This window comes from Pseudomonas sp. 13B_3.2_Bac1 (assembly GCF_025466205.1).
GTDB lineage: Bacteria > Pseudomonadota > Gammaproteobacteria > Pseudomonadales > Pseudomonadaceae > Aquipseudomonas > Aquipseudomonas fluorescens_H.
In genome coordinates this window covers 37401-56053 of the sequence record NZ_JANLOG010000091.1, presented here as the reverse complement: position 1 = coordinate 56053, position 18653 = coordinate 37401, and the positions used below count along the sequence as shown (strand labels likewise).

At 58.0% G+C, this 18653-nt stretch carries 15 protein-coding genes; 10 read left to right on the top strand and 5 right to left on the bottom strand.

Translation table 11 applies throughout. The features are described from left to right. The first annotated feature begins 104 nt into the window (after positions 1–104). Complete coding sequence (locus NTD85_RS14895; RefSeq protein WP_003220215.1) at positions 105–824, top strand: response regulator transcription factor; 720 nt, start codon at positions 105–107, stop codon at positions 822–824. Positions 825–863: 39 nt separating this feature from the next. On the opposite strand, the gene NTD85_RS14890 is transcribed toward NTD85_RS14895, so the two are convergent. The 5 genes from NTD85_RS14890 to dnaA form a co-directional block, all read right to left on the bottom strand. After that, a complete protein-coding gene (locus NTD85_RS14890; protein ID WP_262142528.1) occupies positions 864–2966 on the bottom strand; it encodes a DUF6311 domain-containing protein in 2103 nt (700 codons plus the stop codon). Between the two features lie 144 nt (positions 2967–3110). Beyond that, complete coding sequence (gene gyrB / locus NTD85_RS14885; RefSeq protein WP_103484001.1) at positions 3111–5528, bottom strand: DNA topoisomerase (ATP-hydrolyzing) subunit B; 2418 nt, start codon at positions 5526–5528, stop codon at positions 3111–3113. A 5-nt stretch (positions 5529–5533) separates the two neighbouring features. Next, complete coding sequence (recF, locus tag NTD85_RS14880; protein ID WP_103522166.1) at positions 5534–6637, bottom strand: DNA replication/repair protein RecF; 1104 nt, start codon at positions 6635–6637, stop codon at positions 5534–5536. Positions 6638–6651: 14 nt separating this feature from the next. Beyond that, a complete protein-coding gene (gene dnaN / locus NTD85_RS14875; RefSeq protein WP_003220202.1) occupies positions 6652–7755 on the bottom strand; it encodes a DNA polymerase III subunit beta in 1104 nt (367 codons plus the stop codon). Positions 7756–7794: 39 nt separating this feature from the next. Further along, a complete protein-coding gene (gene dnaA / locus NTD85_RS14870) occupies positions 7795–9309 on the bottom strand; it encodes a chromosomal replication initiator protein DnaA (protein WP_262142527.1) in 1515 nt (504 codons plus the stop codon). Positions 9310–9875: 566 nt separating this feature from the next. On the opposite strand from dnaA, the gene rpmH reads away from it, so the two are divergent. The 9 genes from rpmH (at position 9876) to NTD85_RS14825 (ending at position 18594) form a co-directional block, all read left to right on the top strand. Further along, the gene (gene rpmH, locus NTD85_RS14865) at positions 9876–10010 is read left to right on the top strand and encodes a 50S ribosomal protein L34 (RefSeq protein WP_003213577.1); all 135 of its coding nucleotides are present in this window, start codon (positions 9876–9878) and stop codon (positions 10008–10010) included. A 16-nt stretch (positions 10011–10026) separates the two neighbouring features. Next, positions 10027–10428: a ribonuclease P protein component gene (gene rnpA / locus NTD85_RS14860; RefSeq protein WP_045122860.1), complete on the top strand. Its 402-nt coding sequence runs from the start codon at positions 10027–10029 to the stop codon at positions 10426–10428. After that, positions 10421–10666 (top strand): membrane protein insertion efficiency factor YidD, encoded by a 246-nt coding sequence (gene yidD / locus NTD85_RS14855; RefSeq protein ID WP_010565858.1) that lies wholly within the window; start codon positions 10421–10423, stop codon positions 10664–10666. The genes rnpA and yidD overlap by 8 nt, the downstream gene beginning before the upstream one ends. 2 nt (positions 10667–10668) lie before the next feature. Further along, on the top strand, positions 10669–12351 hold the full coding sequence (gene yidC / locus NTD85_RS14850; protein WP_003229796.1) for a membrane protein insertase YidC: 1683 nt from the start codon (positions 10669–10671) through the stop codon (positions 12349–12351). Positions 12352–12432: 81 nt separating this feature from the next. Continuing rightward, on the top strand, positions 12433–13803 hold the full coding sequence (gene mnmE / locus NTD85_RS14845) for a tRNA uridine-5-carboxymethylaminomethyl(34) synthesis GTPase MnmE (RefSeq protein WP_262142526.1): 1371 nt from the start codon (positions 12433–12435) through the stop codon (positions 13801–13803). 553 nt (positions 13804–14356) lie between these two features. Continuing rightward, a complete protein-coding gene (mnmG, locus tag NTD85_RS14840) occupies positions 14357–16255 on the top strand; it encodes a tRNA uridine-5-carboxymethylaminomethyl(34) synthesis enzyme MnmG (RefSeq protein WP_103484003.1) in 1899 nt (632 codons plus the stop codon). Continuing rightward, positions 16252–16896 (top strand): 16S rRNA (guanine(527)-N(7))-methyltransferase RsmG, encoded by a 645-nt coding sequence (gene rsmG, locus NTD85_RS14835; protein ID WP_003229789.1) that lies wholly within the window; start codon positions 16252–16254, stop codon positions 16894–16896. Before mnmG ends, rsmG begins: the two co-directional genes overlap by 4 nt. Before the next feature lie 18 nt (positions 16897–16914). Next, positions 16915–17712: a ParA family protein gene (locus NTD85_RS14830; protein WP_003229787.1), complete on the top strand. Its 798-nt coding sequence runs from the start codon at positions 16915–16917 to the stop codon at positions 17710–17712. A 9-nt stretch (positions 17713–17721) separates the two neighbouring features. Then, on the top strand, positions 17722–18594 hold the full coding sequence (locus NTD85_RS14825; RefSeq protein WP_003229785.1) for a ParB/RepB/Spo0J family partition protein: 873 nt from the start codon (positions 17722–17724) through the stop codon (positions 18592–18594). Positions 18595–18653 lie beyond the last annotated feature (59 nt).

The following is an 18653-nucleotide window of genomic DNA, read 5'->3' as shown; positions in this document are numbered from 1 at the left end:
GAATCATAGCGGACGACGACCGATGGTGGATTGCTTACTTTCACCGCACAGGCCTAGCCGTTATGGTGGCCGGCCACTGCCCAAGCAACAAGGAACCCACGCGTATGCGCGTTGCGATACTGGACGATGAACCCGCCGAACTGCGTCGGGTCGAGCAAACCCTGCAGCAGATGGCTGCGGTGGGAGACCAGCCCTGGTCGCTGCACAGCTTTGAGCGGGGCGAGGACCTGCTGCGCCAGTTGCGCCGGGACACCTTCGACCTGCTGATCCTCGACTGGCAACTGCCCGACCTGACGGGCCTGGCGCTGCTGCGCTGGACCCGTGAGCACATGGAGTCGCCACCCGCCGCGATCATGCTGACCAGCCGCGACGGCGAAAGCGATATCGTCCAGGCGCTGAACGCCGGTGCCGACGATTACGTGAGCAAACCGTTCCGCCCCAACGAGTTGAAAGCCCGAGTCGCCGCCGTACTGCGCCGGCATAGTCAGCAACGCAGTACCGCTGCCGAAGTCCTGACCTTCAATGACCTGACATTCGACGATGCCGAACTGAGCGTCACCCGCGAGGGCAAGGCAGTCATCATGACCGAGCGTGAATACCGCCTGGCGCGCTGCCTGTTCAGTAACCTGGGTCGGCCGTTGTCGCGCGAGTACCTATACGAACGCTTCTGGCCCCATGAAGAAGTGGCGTCGTCACGGCCACTGGATACGCACATCTATCGCCTGCGCAACAAACTGGGGCTGACGGCGGATCGGGGTTGGCAGTTGCTGACCATTTATGGGTATGGCTATCGATTGGAAAGCGTAACGCCAGCTCAGGAATAAAGCCCACCGCAGCGTAGCCTTCGGCAGCCCGATAAGAGATCAATGAAGCGTCAGCCCTAATAGCCCGATTGCCAGTTCACGCTCATCATCGCCCATACCCAATTCACGAGGGCTGATGGCGAGGGGAAGATTGAACTTGAGACGCATGAAACCTTCGCGCGCTATCGACGCTCGTACTTCGGCCGGGAGCGTAATGTCGAATGTGTTGGAAGCGGTGGTCAGGCTGGCGCCAAGGACCTGGATATCATTAATACGGATCTCCATTGCCTGGCGTGGGTAGGCCTGGGTCAGGAAGGTATTGGTTTCGAGCGACACAGCGCTCACATCAGCGCTGGGTCTGAGTATCACTTCAGCCTCTTTGCCGACTGAACCGGTGCCCCATGCTTCGGAGTCCCACCAGCCTTTGGCAAGCGCGGTACTCCCCGTACTTCCTTCCGTGAACTGGATTCTCTCGCCGAGCCTGACCGCGGGGATCAGCTCGTGCAAATCGGCTTCAGGAAATTGTGGGCACTCGGAACAGCGTTTCCAACCCGGTGCGAGCACCTGAAAACCGTCGACTTTTATCAGCGAATCGGTACTTCGATCGATGGTGAATGCCGCTTGAAGCGTTGAACGCTGATCGAGAACGTAGAGGGAATCAGCCTCGAAACGTCCTGATGCAATGACCTTGGCTGCCGCGCTCTGCGCGGACTGCAGAGACGCATAATTCACTCTTCCCAGATAAACCGCGTCCGTTGCGAGATGGTATTTACCCGCGTAATCGGCAAGTTCTATCCAATGGGTCGAATAGCTTTGTGGCTTGATCCATCGCACCTTTTGATAGTGCGACGCTGCGATGCTCCAGAAAGGATCAACCAATGGGGTTTTCCATTGCGCGTTGGGGGAGGCCATCAGTTTGCTGCGAATGGTTTCCCAGCCCGCACGGGTATCGACCACCTGCAGCACGAGTGCTGTCGCGAATAACAGGACCGCAGTACGAGACCTGTAACCACGCACAATCACAAACAACACCGCAAAGATCGTCGCGTACATGACGGGCCAGATCATCCGGCCAGCTGCGCGGAAAACACCGGCTTTCGCGATGATGAATTCCGGTAGCCAATAGTGGAGTTCGAAGGGACCAATGCCGACATTATTGGAAAACGCATAGATCATCAGCCCGAACAGGGCGAGCAATAACACCCAACGCGGACGAATAACAGAAAGGAACTGACTGCGACCCGACAACAGCAACGGCAGCGCGCAAACGGTTAGAAAAAGCACCCCCAGCCCTGGAAAAGCCAGCCCATCGATATCGCCCGGTACGCCGGGCAAATCACCCAGTACGTAGGACCATCCGGCAGAGTCGAAGAAGGTCAGCACATTGGCGCGCAACAATCCAAACCCGATTAAACCGAGTCCAGCACTGTCGACACTGAAATAGCCTGCCTGCCAGCAGCAGAAACCCGTCAGCACCAGGATGCCGGCCAGTTCGGCAAAGGCTTTCCCCGGCGTCAGCTGGCGTTTGATGGTTCTCGCCAGCAGATCCGCCAGCCAGATCAACGCGACCATAGCCAGCAGATAGGCATGCACCAGCGCCGATGCAACCAACAAAGCTGCCCAGGCAAAGGATTGTTTACGGGTAGAAGGGCGCAAGGCCAGATACAAAGCGGCCAGGACCAGAAAATGCCCCGCGAGGGACAAGTGCTCGCCCATCCGAAGAATCATCGCGGGAGCGAAGAGAAAGAGCGCCGAACCAAGCAAGCGCACGATCAGGTGGTCGCTGGCCAAACCCATCAGCTTCCACGCAAACCAACTCTGGAGCATGAAACACATCAGGAACCAGAGACCGAAATATTGGAACGGTTCGGGCAATAACGCTGCGAACGGCTTGAAGAGCAACGCAAAGAGCGGGTTTGAATCCGAAAATACGATGGCGTTGCTCAGTTCCAGCCCGTACGACGGATTGAGCCCGACAGGAAATGACCAGGGTGCATTCCTGAAGAACACCCACCCCAAATAATGCGTAGCCGGATCGCCACTGCTCAGCCATGCGATGTTTTGCGGATTCAGCGCTCTGGGGCCAACGACAATCAGAAAGGCCAGCACGCCCATCAATAGAGGTAAAAGATTGACCGGCAAGCGTTTGACCAGATCCTTCATCGATAAACGTCCATTTGTCATGCGCCCGTCAATGTACAGGCAGAAATCGAGCTGCATCGTACGTAAAAAAAAGCCCGCTTGCGCGGGCTTTCTCTTGCTTTGGCAGGCCGCCCTGAAGGGTGCCCGAGCGGTCACTGACCTGGATCAGAAGTCCAGGTTGGAAACCGCCAGCGCATTGCTCTCGATGAAGTCACGGCGAGGTTCGACCGCATCACCCATCAGGGTGTTGAAGATCTGGTCTGCGCCAATGGCGTCTTCGATGGTGACTTTCAGCATGCGGCGCACGCTTGGGTCCATGGTGGTTTCCCACAGCTGATCCGGGTTCATTTCGCCCAGACCTTTGTAGCGCTGAATGGTGTGGCGCTTGGTGCTTTCGGCCATCAGCCAGTCAAGGGCTTCCTTGAACTCGGTGACCGCTTTCTTGCGCTCGCCACGCTGGATGTACGCGCCGTCGTCGAGCAGGGTGCTCAGTTGAGCGCCGAGGGTGACGACGGTCTTGTAGTCGTTGCTGCCGAAGAAGTCGCGGTTGAAGGTGACGTAGTTCGACAGGCCGTGGGAGATCAGCTCGACCTCTGGCAGCCACACGCCACGTTCACGATCTTCACGCAGGCTGGCCTTGTAGACCAGACCCGACTTCTCGACGGTGCGCAGACGTACTTCGTACTGAGCCAGCCAGTCTTGCATCTTCGCGTGGTCGCCGAGCATTTCCAGGCTCACGGCCGGCAGGTAGATGAAGTGCTCGGTCAGTTCCTGCGGGTACAGGCGCGACAGACGCTTGAGGGTCTTCATCACCATGCGGAAGTCGTTGACCAGACGCTCGAGCGCTTCACCGGAAATGCCCGGGGCCTCTTCGTTCAGGTGCAGGCTCGCATCTTCCAAGGCCGACTGCGTCATGTACTCTTCCATGGCGTCGTCGTCTTTGATGTATTGCTCTTGCTTGCCTTTCTTGACCTTGTACAGCGGCGGCTGGGCGATGTAGATGTAGCCGCGCTCGATCAGCTCCGGCAACTGACGGAAGAAGAAGGTCAGCAGCAAAGTACGGATGTGCGAACCGTCGACGTCAGCATCGGTCATGATGATGATGTTGTGATAGCGCAGCTTGTCGATGTTGTACTCTTCGCGCCCGATACCACAGCCCAGTGCGGTGATCAGCGTGCCCACTTCCTGGGACGAGATCATCTTGTCGAAGCGTGCTTTCTCGACGTTGAGGATCTTGCCCTTCAGTGGCAGGATCGCCTGGGTCTTGCGGTTACGTCCCTGCTTGGCAGAGCCGCCCGCGGAGTCACCTTCCACGAGGTACAGTTCAGACAGCGCAGGATCTTTTTCCTGGCAGTCAGCGAGCTTGCCCGGCAGACCGGCGATGTCCAGCGCGCCTTTGCGGCGGGTCATCTCACGGGCCTTGCGCGCCGCTTCACGGGCACGGGCCGCGTCGATCATCTTGCCGACGACCAGCTTGGCTTCGTTCGGGTTTTCCAGCAGGAAGTCAGAGAAGTACTTGCCCATCTCCTGCTCGACCGCGGTCTTCACTTCGGAAGACACCAGCTTGTCTTTGGTCTGCGAGCTGAACTTCGGATCCGGCACCTTCACCGAGATGATCGCGGTCAGGCCTTCACGGGCATCGTCACCGGTGGTGGCGACTTTGTGCTTCTTCGCCAGACCTTCCTGCTCGATGTAGTTGTTCAGGTTACGCGTCAGTGCGGAACGGAAACCCACCAGGTGAGTACCGCCGTCGCGCTGCGGAATGTTGTTGGTGAAGCACAACAGGTTCTCGTTGAAGCTGTCGTTCCACTGCAGGGCGATTTCCACGCCGATGCCGTCTTCACGCTGGATGTTGAAGTGGAACACCTGGTTGACCGCAGTCTTGTTGGTGTTCAGGTACTCAACGAACGCACGCAGGCCGCCTTCATACTTGAACAGTTCTTCCTTGCCGCTGCGCTCGTCCTTGAGGACGATGCCGACACCAGAGTTGAGGAAGGACAGTTCACGAATGCGCTTGGCCAGGATGTCCCAGCTGAAGTGAATGTTCTTGAAGGTTTCGCTGGAAGCCTTGAAGTGAATCTGGGTACCAGTGGTTTCGCTGTCGCCAACGATCGCCATCGGCGCCTGAGGTACACCGTGGACGTAGGTCTGTTCCCAGATCTTGCCGCTGCGGCGTACGGTCAGTACCAGCTCTTCGGACAGGGCGTTCACTACCGAAACACCTACACCGTGCAGACCGCCGGATACCTTGTAGGAGTTGTCGTCGAACTTACCGCCAGCGTGGAGGACGGTCATGATGACCTCGGCGGCGGAAACGCCTTCCTCTTTGTGCACGTCTACCGGGATGCCACGGCCGTTGTCTTTAACGGTGATGGACTCATCCGGGTGGATGATGATGCTGATGTCGTCGCAGTGGCCAGCGAGGGCTTCGTCGATCGAGTTGTCGACCACCTCGAACACCATGTGGTGCAGACCGCTGCCATCGTCGGTGTCACCAATGTACATACCGGGACGTTTGCGTACGGCATCCAGGCCTTTCAGCACTTTAATGCTCGTTGAGTCGTACGTATTTTCTTCGCTCAATGCCTTCACTCCCGATGGTCGTGGGTCTGGGTGATACGGCCCTGTTCCACGTGGAACAGAGCGACTGGCGTTTCCGTCTGCCAGCCTTCCCTCAATAATTCGTGATCTACACAGGTGATGAACACCTGGCAGCGTAAGTCTTCCAGCAAGCGGCACAGCGCGCGACGGTGGCTCTCGTCCAGCTCGGACGGCAAGTCATCCACCAGATAAATACACTGGCCGCGTCGGGCCTGGCTCACCAGATGCCCCTGGGCAATTCGCAAGGCACAGACCACCAGTTTCTGCTGACCCCGGGACAAAATGTCCGCGGCATTGTGTGCGCCCAATCTAAGACGCAAATCAGCCCGTTGCGGTCCGGCCTGGGTATGACCCATTTGCTGATCCCGTTGCACGGAACCAGCCAGTACGGCACTCAATTCCCGGTCCTTGTCCCAGCCTCGGTAATAGCTGAGCGTCAAACCTTCAAGCTCAACCAGTTCGCTCAAGGTTTGTTCAAAGACTGGTTTCAAGGCTTTGATGTAAGCGCGGCGGTATTCATCGATTTCAGCGCTGGCCTGGCACAGTTCCCTGTCCCAAACCGCTTGCGAAACGGCGTCAAGTGTACCATGCCGCAGCCAGGAGTTTCTCTGGCGCAAGGCCTTCTGCAAACGCTGCCAGGTCGACATGAAACGCGGTTCGACGTGGAACACACCCCAATCGAGAAACTGCCGGCGAATCTTCGGCGCACCTTCGAGCAGGCGAAAGCTGTCGGGGTTGATCAGTTGCAACGGCAGGATTTCTGCCAGTTGCGCGGCGCTGCGGGCGTTCTGCCCATCGATGCGGATCTGGAACTCTCCCTGACGGTCGCGAGATATCCCCAACGCACTGTGGCCACCCTCGGCCAATTCGACCTGACCGAACACGGTGCAGGCGAGTTGTTCGTACTGGATGACCGGCAACAGCCGCGTGCTACGAAACGAACGGGCAAGCCCCAGCAGATGAATGGCTTCCAGAACACTGGTTTTGCCGCTGCCGTTGGCGCCGTAAAGGATGTTGATGCGGGGGGAGGGGGAGAAGGTCACCGGGTGCAGATTGCGCACCGCGGTGACCGAAACACGACTTAAGGACATCCAGGATCAGCTGATTACAGACGCATCGGCATGACAACATAAGCCGAGTCGTCATTGTCGGACTCTTGCACCAGCGCACTGCTGTTGGAGTCGGACAGGATCAGGCGAACCTGCTCGGTGGTCATCACGCCCAGCACGTCGAGCAGGTAGCTCACGTTGAAGCCGATTTCCAGCGAGCCGCCGTTGTATTCAACGCCCACTTCTTCTTCCGCTTCTTCCTGCTCCGGGTTGTTGGCCTGGATCTTCAACTGACCGTTGGCCAGTTGCAGACGGATGCCGCGGTACTTCTCGTTGGACAGAATCGCGGTACGGCTGAACGCTTCACGCAGGGCCTGACGATCGCCCAGTACCAGCTTGTCGCCGCCCTTCGGCAGAACGCGCTCGTAGTCCGGGAACTTGCCGTCGACCAGCTTCGAGGTGAAGGTGAATTCGCCGGTGGTGGCGCGGATGTGGTGCTGACCCAGAACGATGCTGACGTTGCCATCCGGCTCGGTGAGCAGACGCGCCAGTTCCAGAATACCCTTGCGCGGCACGATCACCTGATGGCGATCCGGCTGACCGATATCGGCCTGCATCGAGCACATCGCCAGACGGTGACCGTCGGTGGCCACGGCACGGATCACACCGGCCGAAACTTCCAGCAGCATACCGTTGAGGTAGTAGCGCACGTCCTGCTGGGCCATGGCGAAGCTGGTGCGTTCGATCAGACGACGCAGTTTGCTCTGCTCCAGGCTGCAGGTCAGCGAACCCGGCCCTTCTTCAACCGTCGGGAAATCGTTGGCCGGCAGGGTCGACAGGGTGAAACGGCTACGGCCGGCCTTCACGACCAGCTTCTGCTCGTCGACCTTGATGTCGATCAGCGCGTCGTTGGGCAGGCTCTTGCAGATGTCCATCAGCTTGCGCGCAGGCACGGTGATGGAACCGGTTTCGGCCGGCTCTTCGAGTTGTACGCGACCCACCAGCTCGACTTCCAGATCGGTACCGGTCAGCGACAGTTGCTGGCCATCGACGACCAACAGCACGTTGGACAGTACCGGCAAGGTCTGTCGGCGCTCGACGACGCCTGCGACCAGTTGCAGGGGTTTCAACAGGGCTTCGCGTTGAATGGTGAAATGCATGGTCTAGTCCCTTGCCTTAATAAGCTGCGCTGGTGTTCATCAAGTGGTCAGTGTACGCAGCAGGTTCTTGTAGTCCTCGCGGATGTCCGCGTCGGATTCCTTAAGTTCGTTGATCTTGCGGCAGGCGTGCAACACCGTCGTGTGGTCGCGACCACCAAACACATCGCCGATTTCCGGCAGGCTGTGGTTGGTCAGTTCCTTGGACAAGGCCATGGCCACCTGACGCGGACGAGCCACCGAGCGCGAACGGCGCTTGGACAGCAGGTCGGAAATCTTGATCTTGTAGTACTCGGCGACAGTGCGCTGAATGTTATCCACAGAGACCAGTTTGTCCTGCAGTGCCAACAAGTCCTTCAGGGATTCGCGAATCAACTCGATGGTGATATCGCGGCCCATGAAGTGCGAGTGGGCGATCACGCGTTTCAGCGCTCCTTCCAGCTCGCGGACGTTGGAACGAATTCGCTGGGCAATGAAGAACGCCGCGTCGTGCGGCAACTCGACTTTGGCCTGGTCGGCCTTCTTCATCAAGATCGCCACGCGGGTTTCCAGTTCCGGCGGCTCGACGGCAACCGTCAGGCCCCAGCCGAAACGCGATTTGAGGCGCTCTTCAAGACCTTCGATTTCTTTCGGGTAGCGGTCACTGGTGAGAATGACCTGCTGGCCACCTTCAAGCAGGGCGTTGAAGGTGTGGAAAAACTCTTCCTGGGAACGCTCTTTACGGGCGAAGAACTGAATATCGTCGATCAGCAACGCGTCCACCGAACGGTAGAAACGCTTGAACTCGTTGATCGCGTTCAGTTGCAGCGCCTTGACCATGTCGGCCACGAAGCGCTCGGAATGCAGGTACACGACCTTGGCATTCGGGTTCTTCTTTAATAGATGGTTACCCACCGCGTGCATCAAGTGGGTTTTACCCAAGCCGACGCCGCCATAAAGGAACAACGGGTTGTAGCCGTGCTTCGGGTTATCCGCTACTTGCCAGGCCGCCGCACGGGCGAGCTGGTTGGACTTGCCTTCGACGAAGTTCTCGAAGGTAAAGGTGCGGTTCAGGTAGCTGGTGTGTTTGAGCGCGCCTTCAACCTGCACAGTGCGCTGTTCGGCGCGAACCGGGGCCTGTTGCGACGCCGCACCGGCCATCGGATCAAAGCTGTCGCGCGACGGCTCTTCACTGACTTCCTCGGTTTTCTGCGTCGAGCGCTTGGCCGGGGCTGCGCTCAGCGCTGGCGTTGGCGGGCTGGCCGGCGCGGCATTGGCCTGAGCTTGCGCCGCAGCCAACGGTGCATTCGGCGCGGCACGCGGTGCAGAACTGCGTTTGCTGCCTATTAATAAGGAAAGCGATGGCGCCATGCCGTTGCCGTGCTCATCCAGCAGTTCAAGGACGCGACCGAGGTACTTTTCGTTGACCCAGTCCAGCACAAAACGGTTCGGTGCGTAGACGCGCAACTCGTCGCCTTCGGCTTCGACCTGTAGTGGACGGATCCAGGTGTTGAATTGTTGGGCAGGCAGCTCCTCGCGCAAAAGCTCCACGCACTGCTGCCAAAGTTCCACTGACACGGATATCCCCTAAGTTGAAAGCCGGTGAGGCAAAAACAAGCGGCCATTGTAACGGCGAGCCGTCCACTTATCCACATGCAGGTTGTGTGGTGACCATGATTAATCAATGCGTTAACCGGTAAAAAGGCGACCAACGGTGTGTGAATAAGCTCTGTGGATAACCGCCTCTGAGGGCACTGGACAACTGGGGGTGGAACTCGGTGGATAACCTGCCTGTGGATAACTGACGATTCCACACACAGGTTATCCGACAGCGCAGCACAGGCTGACCACGGTTTTCCACTGTAGTTGTCATTCTCTGTACATCAAGCCAGACAAGGGCTGAACGTGGTTATCCACAGAAGACTGTCGCCCTAGCTTTTATAAGCTTTACAGAAAAGCTTTAAATAATTCCCTTCTTTATTTTTATGTTTGGCAGGCAAGGTCTTGGTTCTGGATGCTCCAGATATCTATTTATAAGGAAACGTTGGTTGGAAATTGACCTGAAGGCTTGCTTTCTCTAGAATCCCCGGTCTCTTAAAACGGGGGCCATTCCGGCCCGTTGTGGACGAACCAGGTAACACGACATGAAACGTACTTTCCAACCAAGCACTATCAAACGCGCTCGTACCCACGGTTTCCGTGCTCGCATGGCTACCAAGAACGGTCGTGCCGTCCTGTCGCGTCGCCGCGCCAAAGGTCGTGCGCGTCTGGCAGTTTGATAATCCGGCACTGGAGGTGAGTCAGGACTTCAGTCGGGAAAAGCGTCTGCTTACCCCCCGGCATTTCAAGGCAGTCTTTGACTCCCCTACCGGCAAGGTTCCGGGGAAAAATCTCCTGCTCCTTGCGCGCAACAACGATCTCGATCACCCCCGTCTCGGGCTGGTTATCGGGAAAAAGAGCGTAAAGCTCTCCGTTGAGCGCAATCGCCTCAAACGTCTGATGCGCGAATCGTTCCGTCTGCACCAGGACTCACTGGTCGGCTGGGACATCGTTATCGTCGCGCGTAAAGGTTTGGGCGATGTAGAAAACCCCGAATTGATTCAGCATTTCGGCAAACTCTGGAAGCGCCTGGCCCGTAACAAGCCAGTTCCAGCAGTCAACACCGAAACTGTAGGGGTAGACAGTCCAGATGCGTAAACTGGCCCTCGTTCCGATCCAGTTTTATCGCTATGCCATTAGTCCCCTGATGGCTGATCACTGTCGTTTCTACCCCAGTTGTTCCTGCTACGCGTTAGAAGCCATCGAAAATCATGGCCTTCTGCGCGGTGGCTGGCTGACCTTTCGTCGTTTAGGTCGCTGTCATCCGTGGAATCCCGGTGGTTATGACCCGGTTCCACCTATCCCTACCTCCCGTTCTTCTTCGATGGCCGAGTAATCATGGATATCAAACGCACGATCCTGATCGTCGCCCTGGCAATCGTGTCCTACGTTATGGTTCTTAAATGGAACCAGGACTATGGCCAGGCTGCCCTGCCGACTCAGAATGTTGCTTCCAGTACGACTGCATCCGGTTTGCCGGACACCGTTCCTGGCAATAACGCTTCCGCCAGTGACGATATTCCGCGTGCCGCAAGCGATACCAGCGCGCCTGTGGAAACTCCGGTCGCTGCCAGCAAGGATCTGATCCAGGTCAAAACCGACGTGCTCGATCTGGCGATCGATCCACAGGGCGGTGACGTTGCTCAACTGACTTTGCCACTGTATCCACGTCGTCAGGACCGTCCTGATGTGCCGTTTCAGCTGTTCGACAACGGCGGCGAGCGTACTTATCTGGCACAAAGCGGCCTGATCGGCACCAACGGTCCGGACGCAAGCCCGGCCGGTCGTCCGGTTTACTCCTCGGAGAAGAAAAGTTATCAACTGGCTGACGGTCAGGACCAACTGGTCGTCGACCTGAAGTTCAGCAAGGACGGCGTCAACTACATCAAGCGTTTCACTCTGAAACGCGGCCTGTATGACGTGACCGTGACCTACATTGTGGATAACCAGAGCGCTCAGCCTTGGTCCGGTTCGATGTTCGCCCAGCTGAAGCGAGACGCCAGTGCCGACCCTTCGTCGACCACTGCCACCGGTACCGCGACTTACCTGGGCGCCGCGCTGTGGACAAGTTCCGAGCCGTACAAGAAAGTGTCCATGAAAGACATGGACAAAGGTCAGCTCAAGGAAACCGTCACCGGTGGCTGGGTAGCCTGGCTGCAACACTACTTCGTGACTGCATGGGTTGCGCCGAAGGGCGAAAACAACATCGTTCAGACGCGTAAAGACAGCAAAGGCAACTACATCATCGGTTACACCGGTCCTTCGCTGACCGCTGCACCGGGTGCCAAAGTTGAAACCAGCGCCATTCTGTACGCCGGTCCGAAAAGCCAGGCCGTACTAAAAGAGTTGTCCCCAGGTCTGGAACTGACTGTCGACTACGGCATTCTGTGGTTCATCGCTCAGCCGATCTTCTGGTTGCTGCAACACATCCACGCGATCGTGGGTAACTGGGGCTGGTCGATCATCTTCCTGACCATGCTGATCAAGGGCATCTTCTTCCCGCTGTCGGCTGCCAGCTACAAATCCATGGCGCGCATGCGTGCCGTGGCGCCGAAACTGGCTGCACTGAAAGAGCAACATGGCGATGACCGGCAGAAAATGTCGCAAGCCATGATGGAGCTGTACAAGAAAGAGAAGATCAATCCGCTGGGCGGCTGCTTGCCGATCCTCGTGCAGATGCCGGTTTTCCTTTCGCTGTACTGGGTTCTGCTGGAAAGCGTGGAAATGCGCCAGGCGCCGTTCATGCTGTGGATCACCGACCTGTCGATCAAGGATCCGTTCTTCATCCTGCCGATCATCATGGGCGCGACCATGTTCATCCAGCAGCGTCTGAACCCGACTCCGCCGGATCCGATGCAGGCGAAGGTCATGAAAATGATGCCAATCATCTTCACCTTCTTCTTCCTGTGGTTCCCTGCTGGTCTGGTGCTGTACTGGGTTGTGAACAACTGCCTGTCGATTGCCCAACAGTGGTACATCACGCGTAAGATCGAAGCGGCGACAAAAAAAGCCGAGGCGTAACTTACTCTGTGGATAACACCACTCAAAACGCCCCCTAGTGGGGCGTTTTGCTATCTGCCACTTTTGTCTGGATTCCGGTTTATGAGCGCACCTCGTGAAACCATCGCCGCCGTCGCCACCGCTCAAGGTCGTGGCGGTGTCGGCATCGTCCGTATTTCCGGGCCGTTGGCCAGTGTTGCGGCCAAAGCCATCAGCGGCCGCGAACTGAAACCGCGTTACGCGCATTACGGGCCGTTTTTCAGTGATGACCAGCAGGTGCTGGACGAAGGCCTGGCGCTGTATTTCCCGGGACCCAACTCGTTCACCGGCGAAGATGTGCTGGAACTGCAGGGGCACGGTGGCCCGATCGTTCTCGACATGTTGCTCAAGCGTTGCCTGGAACTGGGTTGCCGTTTGGCCCGTCCGGGTGAATTCAGCGAGCGCGCGTTCCTCAACGACAAACTCGACCTGGCTCAGGCCGAGGCGATCGCCGACCTGATCGAAGCCAGTTCTGCACAGGCTGCACGCAATGCCTTGCGCTCCCTGCAGGGGGCGTTTTCCCAGCGTGTGCATAACCTCACCGAACAACTGATCGGCCTGCGCATCTACGTCGAAGCCGCCATCGACTTCCCGGAAGAGGAAATCGACTTCCTCGCCGATGGCCACGTGCTGAGCATGCTCGACAAGGTGCGTGAAGAGTTATCCACTGTGCTGCGTGAAGCCGGGCAGGGCGCGTTGTTGCGTGATGGCATGACGGTGGTGATCGCCGGTCGTCCGAATGCCGGCAAGTCCAGTCTGTTGAATGCCCTGGCCGGCCGCGAAGCCGCAATCGTGACGGAGATTGCCGGCACCACCCGCGATATCCTGCGCGAACATATCCACATCGACGGCATGCCGTTGCACGTGGTGGACACCGCCGGTCTGCGCGATACCGATGATCAGGTAGAAAAAATCGGCGTCGAGCGTGCGTTGAAGGCGATCACTGAAGCGGATCGAGTGCTGCTGGTAGTCGATGCCACCGCGCCGGAAGCTGCAGATCCGTTTGCCCTGTGGCCGGAATTCCTCGAAACCCGGCCAGATCCGGCCAAGGTCACCTTGATCCGCAACAAGGCTGACCTGACGGGTGAAGCAATCGCTCTGGAAGTCAGCGACGATGGCCATGTGACCATCAGCCTGAGCGCCAAAGCCGCCGGCGAAGGTCTGGAATTGCTGCGCGAACACCTCAAGGCCTGCATGGGCTACGAGCAAACCTCGGAAAGCAGCTTCAGTGCCCGTCGCCGGCATCTGGAAGCTCTGCGCCACGCCAGTGCAGCGCTGGAACATGGTCGTGCACAGCTGACCTTGGCGGGTGCCGGTGAGCTACTGGCCGAAGATTTGCGCCAGGCACAGCACTCTCTGGGCGAAATCACCGGGGCATTCAGCTCCGATGACCTGCTTGGGCGGATCTTTTCCAGCTTCTGCATCGGCAAATAACCCTTCTGCTGTTCACAGACAGGCCCGTTCGCGGCCTGTCTGCACTCCTCATTTCTCAATTCCTTTCTCCAGTGCCGGGCAGATTCTCTCGCCCTGAGCGGATTTCCGTTGCCCGCCAATCACTCATTCAGCTGATTTCTGTGGATTAAGCCCTGTGAATAACTGCCAATGAGGTCAGTTGATAACAGGGCCTCAAAACTGGATATAACTGCCTCTGTGGATAACCACCCCATTCATCCACAGGCTTAAACCGGTTATCCAAGGGCCTCATTGGCACCTGATAACAGGGTTTTGAAACTCTGTACACATTGAATAATAAGGCCTGTAGCAATCTATCCACAGAAAGGTCGGTCAGTAAGAATAAACATAAAAACAAAGGTTTTATAAATTTCTCTCTTTTTTAATCTTTTAACTTCGAGTTCTCCACAGCTGGTTAAATTTTGTGCAAAGGGTTCTTTAGGAAGGGCGAAGTCCCTATACTTGTCGACCAGGTCCATAAACCTGATCTCAAACTATTCCTGAATTACCTACTTAAGCAGGCACGAGGTGCGTGGTGGATTTCCCTTCCCGTTTTGAAGTGATCGTCATCGGCGGCGGTCATGCCGGTACCGAGGCAGCACTGGCCTCAGCACGTATGGGGGCAAAAACCCTGTTGCTGACGCATAACGTGGAAACCCTCGGTGCCATGAGCTGCAACCCGGCCATCGGCGGCATTGGCAAAAGCCATCTGGTCAAGGAAATCGACGCCCTCGGCGGCGCGATGGCCATGGCTACCGATCTGGGTGGCATCCAGTTTCGCGTGTTGAACAGCCGTAAAGGTCCGGCCGTACGGGCGACCCGTGCGCAAGCCGACCGGATTCTGTACAAGGCCGCTGTCCGCGAAATCCTCGAAAACCAGCCGAACCTGTGGATATTTCAACAGGCCGCTGACGACCTGATCGTCGAGCAAGAGCAGGTACGCGGTGTTGTCACCCAAATGGGTCTGCGTTTCTTCGCCGATTCCGTGGTGTTGACCACCGGTACCTTCCTCGGTGGACTTATCCACATCGGCTTGCAGAATTTCTCCGGCGGTCGCGCCGGTGATCCGCCGTCGATTGCCCTCGCGCATCGTCTGCGTGAACTGCCGCTGCGTGTCGGTCGCCTGAAAACCGGTACCCCACCACGCATTGATGGCAAGTCTGTGGATTTCTCGGTCATGACCGAGCAACCGGGCGATACGCCGATCCCGGTCATGTCGTTCATGGGCAACAAGGAACAACATCCGCGCCAGGTCAGTTGCTGGATTACCCACACCAACGCCCGTACCCACGAAATTATCGCGGCGAACCTCGATCGTTCGCCGATGTATTCCGCTGCCGGCGAAATCGAGGGCATCGGTCCACGGTATTGCCCGTCGATCGAAGACAAGATCCATCGCTTTGCCGACAAGGAAAGCCATCAGGTGTTCATCGAGCCGGAAGGCCTGACCACCCATGAGCTGTACCCGAACGGGATATCCACAAGCTTGCCGTTCGACGTGCAATTGCAGATCGTGCAATCGATCCGCGGTATGGAAAACGCGCACATCGTGCGTCCGGGTTATGCGATCGAGTACGACTACTTCGATCCGCGCGACCTGAAGTACAGCCTGGAAACCAAAGTCATCGGCGGTCTGTTCTTCGCTGGCCAGATCAACGGCACCACCGGTTACGAAGAAGCCGGTGCGCAAGGTTTGCTCGCCGGGGCCAACGCCGCGTTGCGTGCCAAGGGCAAAGAAGCCTGGTGTCCGCGTCGCGATGAGGCGTACATCGGCGTGCTGGTCGACGACCTGATCACCCTCGGTACCCAAGAGCCGTACCGCATGTTCACTTCCCGTGCGGAGTACCGCCTGATCCTGCGCGAGGACAACGCCGACCTGCGTCTGACCGAAAAAGGTCGCGAGCTGGGTCTGGTCGATGACGCGCGTTGGGCGGCTTTCTGCAAGAAACGCGAAAGCATCGAACTCGAAGAGCAGCGCCTGAAAAGCACCTGGGTTCGCCCTGGCACGCAGCAAGGCGATGCCATTGCGGAAAAATTCGGTACGCCGCTGACTCACGAATACAACTTGCTCAATCTCTTGAGTCGTCCGGAAATCGACTACGCTGGTCTGGTCGAAGTGACCGGGCAGGGCGCCGAAGATCCACAGGTTGCCGAACAGGTCGAGATCAAGACCAAGTACGCCGGTTACATCGACCGTCAGCAGGACGAAATCGCCCGTCTGCGCGCCAGTGAAGACACGAAACTGCCTGTGGATATCGATTACACCAACATTTCCGGTCTCTCCAAGGAGATCCAGAGCAAGCTCGGTGCGACGCGTCCGGAGACGCTCGGCCAGGCTTCGCGGATCCCGGGTGTGACCCCGGCAGCGATTTCGCTGTTGATGATTCATTTGAAAAAACGCGGCGCGGGCCGTCAGTTGGAGCAAAGCGCTTGAGTTCTAAGGTCACTTCGCAACACGCCGAAGAGTTATCCACAGGAGCCCGCGAGCTCGGTGTCAATCTCAGCGCAGCCCAGCACGAATTGCTGCTGGGTTACCTGGCCCTGTTGATCAAATGGAACCAGGCCTACAACCTGACCGCCGTACGCGATCCCGACGAAATGGTTTCGCGGCACCTGCTCGACAGCCTGAGCGTGATGTCGTTTATCGAAAACGGTCGCTGGCTCGACGTCGGTAGCGGCGGCGGCATGCCCGGCATCCCGTTGGCGATCCTGTATCCGGACTCGCAAGTGACCTGTCTGGACAGCAACGGCAAGAAAACCCGCTTCCTGACTCAGGTCAAACTCGAACTCAAACTGGATAACCTGCAAGTTATCCACAGTCGCGTCGAAGCCTTCCAGCCTGCCCAGCCATTCAACGGGATCATTTCCCGGGCGTTCAGCAGCATGGAGAACTTCACCAACTGGACTCGCCACCTCGGCGATGCCGACACGCGCTGGCTGGCAATGAAGGGCGTCCATCCGGCCGATGAGCTGGTAGCATTGCCGGCAGACTTCAAACTCGATAGCGAACACGCCTTGGCCGTACCCGGTTGCCAAGGCCAACGCCATCTGCTGATACTGCGCCGCACGGCATGATTGGGAACACAAGCAAGAATGGCTAAGGTATTCGCGATAGCGAACCAGAAGGGTGGTGTGGGCAAGACCACCACCTGCATCAACCTCGCAGCATCCCTGGTCGCGACCAAGCGCCGGGTGCTGTTGATCGATCTCGATCCACAGGGCAACGCCACCATGGGTAGCGGTGTGGATAAACATGGCCTGGAAAACTCGGTCTACGACCTGCTGATCGGCGAATGCGATCTGGCCCAGGCCATGCACTACTCCGAGCACGGCGGTTATCAACTGCTGCCGGCCAACCGCGACCTGACCGCGGCCGAAGTGGTTCTGCTGGAAATGCAGATGAAGGAAAGCCGTCTGCGCAGTGCGCTGGCGCCGATCCGTGAAAACTACGATTACATTTTGATCGACTGCCCGCCGTCGCTGTCGATGCTCACCCTGAACGCACTGGTTGCCGCCGATGGGGTGATTATCCCCATGCAGTGCGAATACTTTGCGCTTGAGGGGTTGAGCGACCTTGTGGATAACATCAAGCGCATCGCCGAACTGCTGAACCCGAACCTGAAAGTCGAGGGTTTGCTGCGCACCATGTACGACCCGCGCCTGAGCCTGATGAACGACGTCTCGGCGCAGCTCAAGGAACACTTTGGCGAACAGCTGTACGACACGGTGATCCCGCGCAACATCCGGCTGGCCGAAGCACCGAGCTACGGTATGCCCGCACTGGCCTACGACAAGCAATCGCGCGGCGCTCTGGCCTACCTGGCCCTGGCCGGCGAGATGGTTCGCCGTCAGCGCAAAAATTCACGCATCGCCGCTGCCCAGCCAACTTAAGGAATCCCCATGGCCGTCAAGAAACGAGGTCTCGGACGTGGACTGGATGCACTGCTGAGTGGTCCGACCGTCAGCGCGCTGGAAGAACAGGCGGCGCAGGCCGATACCCGTGAACTGCAACATCTGCCGCTGGATCTGCTGCAGCGTGGCAAATACCAGCCGCGCCGCGACATGGATCCACAGGCGCTGGAAGAGCTGGCGCAGTCGATCAAGTCGCAAGGCGTGATGCAGCCGATCGTGGTTCGCCCGATTGGCGGTGGCCGTTTTGAGATCATCGCCGGTGAACGCCGCTGGCGCGCCAGCCAGCAGGCCGGGCAGGAAACCATCCCGGCAATGGTCCGTGATGTGCCGGATGAAACTGCGATCGCCATTGCGCTGATCGAGAACATCCAGCGTGAAGACCTGAACCCGATCGAGGAAGCAGTCGCCTTGCAGCGCCTGCAGCAGGAATTCCAGCTCACTCAACAACAGGTTGCCGAGGCTGTGGGTAAGTCTCGCGTGACTGTGGCTAACCTGTTGCGGCTTATTGCACTGCCGGAAGTCATCAAGACCATGCTGTCCCACGGTGACCTGGAAATGGGTCATGCCCGGGCTTTGCTCGGTCTGCCGGACAATCAGCAGGTGGAAGGGGCGCGACATGTTGTCGCACGCGGCCTGACTGTGCGCCAGACTGAAGCACTGGTTCGCCAGTGGTTGAGTGGTAAACCGGAGCCTGTGGAAGCGGCCAAACCCGACCCGGATATCGCCCGGCTCGAACAGCGTCTGGCCGAGCGCCTAGGCTCTGCGGTGCAGATTCGCCACGGGAAGAAGGGAAAAGGTCAGTTGGTGATCGGTTACAACTCCCTCGATGAGCTTCAAGGTGTGCTCGCACACATCCGCTGAAACATTTCCTCATGTAGCGCGCAGTCGGAAATCACTACCTGACAGTTGAATAGGGGCAG

Bases quoted from the DNA above. Each gene is read 5' to 3' on its own strand.
- NTD85_RS14895 (WP_003220215.1), top strand. From the start codon at position 105: ATGCGCGTTGCGATACTGGACGATGAACCCGCCGAACTGCGTCGGGTC.
- NTD85_RS14890 (WP_262142528.1), bottom strand. From the start codon at position 2,966: ATGAAGGATCTGGTCAAACGCTTGCCGGTCAATCTTTTACCTCTATTG.
- recF (WP_103522166.1), bottom strand. From the start codon at position 6,637: ATGTCCTTAAGTCGTGTTTCGGTCACCGCGGTGCGCAATCTGCACCCG.
- dnaN (WP_003220202.1), bottom strand. From the start codon at position 7,755: ATGCATTTCACCATTCAACGCGAAGCCCTGTTGAAACCCCTGCAACTG.
- rpmH (WP_003213577.1), top strand. From the start codon at position 9,876: ATGAAACGTACTTTCCAACCAAGCACTATCAAACGCGCTCGTACCCAC.
- yidD (WP_010565858.1), top strand. From the start codon at position 10,421: ATGCGTAAACTGGCCCTCGTTCCGATCCAGTTTTATCGCTATGCCATT.
- yidC (WP_003229796.1), top strand. From the start codon at position 10,669: ATGGATATCAAACGCACGATCCTGATCGTCGCCCTGGCAATCGTGTCC.
- mnmE (WP_262142526.1), top strand. From the start codon at position 12,433: ATGAGCGCACCTCGTGAAACCATCGCCGCCGTCGCCACCGCTCAAGGT.
- NTD85_RS14830 (WP_003229787.1), top strand. From the start codon at position 16,915: ATGGCTAAGGTATTCGCGATAGCGAACCAGAAGGGTGGTGTGGGCAAG.
- NTD85_RS14825 (WP_003229785.1), top strand. From the start codon at position 17,722: ATGGCCGTCAAGAAACGAGGTCTCGGACGTGGACTGGATGCACTGCTG.